Source organism: Pseudomonadota bacterium, from assembly GCA_010028905.1.
In the GTDB taxonomy this organism is placed as follows: Bacteria; Vulcanimicrobiota; Xenobia; order RGZZ01; family RGZZ01; genus RGZZ01.
The window spans coordinates 1-2,371 of the sequence record RGZZ01000638.1; the positions used below are offsets into that span (position 1 = coordinate 1).

The following is a 2,371-nucleotide window of genomic DNA, read 5'->3' on the forward strand; positions in this document are numbered from 1 at the left end:
CTGCGGCAGACGCAACAGGGGACTTCAGCGGAACAGGAGAAGCAACCGAGGTGCGAGCAAGCGTGTTCCTGTTGCTGGGTGTCGCCCTGTTGAGCCTGGGCTGTGCAAAGAAGGCAGCCGACGTCTCCGATGTGTCACGGGGCGAAGAGATCTTTCTTCGAACCCCCACCGCGGCGAAGCGCTTCGTGCCCACCAGTGCGCTGGCGTGCGGCAACTGCCACAGCCACGGGGGTCGTGTCGACGCGGCCCTCTCCCTGGTTCGCGTGGCCGACCGCTATCCGCAGATGTCGAAGCGCGACGGCCGCGTGAACACCCTGCAAGATCGCATCCGCGGCTGCTTCCTGCGCAGCCTGAACGGCATCGCCCCTTCAGATGACAGCGAAGAGATGCGCCTGCTCGTCGCATGGTGCCAGGCCCAGCGGGAGGGTGCGCCCGCCCCGCCCGCCATGGTCTCAGAGGCGGCGCGACGCCCCCTCAAGGACCTCGATGCAAAGCGAGGACAGCGCTCCTACCAGGCAAAGTGCGCCGCCTGCCACGGCATGGGTGGCGAGGGAGCGGGTGCCTTCCCGCCGCTCTGGGGCCCTCGCTCGTACAATGACGGCGCCGGTCTCGGCCGCGTCTACACCCTGGGCGCCTTCATCCACAACGCCATGCCGCTCGGGCAAGCCGGCACCATCGCCGAGGACGAGGCGCTCGACATCGCGCTCTACATCGATTCGCAGCCGCGTCCGACGTTCGACGCCAAGAAGAGCGACTATCCAGGCAACGCGCCGCCGGTCGACGCCATCTACTATCTCGCGCGATGAACGAGGCGAACCCGCGGCTCACAGTCCGGCTTTGATGTAGACCCAGCCGGCCTCCTGCTTGCGCACCAGCTCGGCATACGCCGAATCGACGACCACGCAGAACGGTAGCACCTCTTCGCGCCTGATGTTGCGCAGGCGCAAGGAGTTCGCACAGGCCGCGAACACCACGCCCGTATCGGTGGTCAGCGCACGCATGGCGTCGCGCTCTGCGTTGCTGTTCAGCATCATGCCGATGCCAGGGCCGTGGCCCACCACCTCGATCTCGCAGCCGCTCACCCCGAAGACGGTCTGCACGGCGCGCACGTTGCGCAGAATCGCCTTCCAGGCGTCGGCGCCGGCCACGGTGACCTCGAGGATGATGCGATGCTTGCCGGACACCGGGCGCTGCGCCTGACCAGGCATTGAACAGGCGGTGACGGCGCACATCAAGACGAGCATCAACCGCGAAATGAAGCCAACACGCATGGGGACCTCCTTGTGTCTCTCACGACTCTGATCCATCGCCCTCGCCCACCCGAGGGGGGCGGGGACCTACACCCCCATCGTCCCTGTCCACCCTGGGGGGACGGGGACCTACACCCCCATCGCCCTCGCCCACCCTGGGTGGGCGAGGGCCTACAAATTGGTAGTACCACGCCACGATGAGCCCGTTGTAGAGCTTGCGCTTCTTCACCAGCGACTGGCCGTAGAAGCGCTCGAAGCGCGGGTGCGAGGTGATGACGTAGACCGACCACGTGCGCAGGGGGCGCACGACCTGGCCCAGTGATTCGTACAGCCGCTCAGCATCGCGGATCTCGCCCAGGCGTTCGCCGTAGGGCGGGTTGGTGATGATCACGCCGTATTCGTGGGTGCTGCGAAACGCGTTCACCGGCTGGGCACGAAAGTGCACGCCGCGCTCGACGAGATCGGCCTGCCGCAGATGCTGGCGGGCCAGCCGCAGCACGCCCTCATCGTCGTCGTGCCCCGTGATCTGCAGCTTCGTGCGGCGGTCGAAGGCGTCTTCAGCGTCGGCCCGCACCGCGTCCCAGCGGGCCTTGCCCACGAACGGCCACCCTTCAGAGGCAAAGGCGCGACGCAAGCCCGGCGCTCGCCGCAGGCCGATGAAGGCCGCCTCGATGGGAATCGTTCCCGAGCCGCAGAACGGGTCGACGAGCACGCGCTCGGGCTTCCACACCGACAGCAGCACCAGCCCCGCCGCCAGAGTCTCGCGAATGGGCGCCTCGGCCGTGAGGGTGCGATATCCCCGCTTGTGCAGACCGCTGCCGCTGCTGTCGAGGCTGATGGTGACCTCATCGCGCACCAGGCTCACCCGCACCTTGAACTGCGGCCCCCGCTCGTCGAACCACTCGGTCTTGTAGGCGCGCTTGAGCGATTCGACGATGGCCTTCTTGGTCACCGCCTGGCAGGCCGGCACACTCGAGAGCTGCGATTCGTGCGACGAGCCCTCGACGGGGAAGCAGGCGTCGCGCCCCAGAAGCTCGGGCCACGCGATGGCCTTCACCCCCTGAAACAGATCTTCGAAGGTGAGCGCCTTGAAGCGAGCCAGCCGCACCCACACCCGATCG

At 67.3% G+C, this 2,371-nt stretch carries 3 protein-coding genes; 1 reads left to right on the forward strand and 2 read right to left on the reverse strand.

Annotation, left to right across the window (positions count from 1 at the left end; all coding sequences use genetic code 11):
• The coding region (locus tag EB084_23825) for a hypothetical protein (GenBank protein NDD31291.1) at positions 1-806 on the forward strand (806 nt) is incomplete at its 5' end.
• An 18-nt stretch (positions 807-824) separates the two neighbouring features.
• Here the strand turns inward: EB084_23825 and EB084_23830 are convergent.
• On the reverse strand, positions 825-1,307 hold the full coding sequence (locus tag EB084_23830; protein ID NDD31292.1) for a hypothetical protein: 483 nt from the start codon (positions 1,305-1,307) through the stop codon (positions 825-827).
• Complete coding sequence (locus EB084_23835) at positions 1,291-2,364, reverse strand: class I SAM-dependent RNA methyltransferase (protein NDD31293.1); 1,074 nt, start codon at positions 2,362-2,364, stop codon at positions 1,291-1,293. Before EB084_23835 ends, EB084_23830 begins: the two co-directional genes overlap by 17 nt.
• Between the last annotated feature and the right edge of the window lie 7 nt (positions 2,365-2,371).

Excerpts from the sequence above, each read along its gene's own strand:
- EB084_23830 (NDD31292.1), bottom strand. The coding sequence starts at position 1,307 with ATGGATCAGAGTCGTGAGAGACACAAGGAGGTCCCCATGCGTGTTGGC.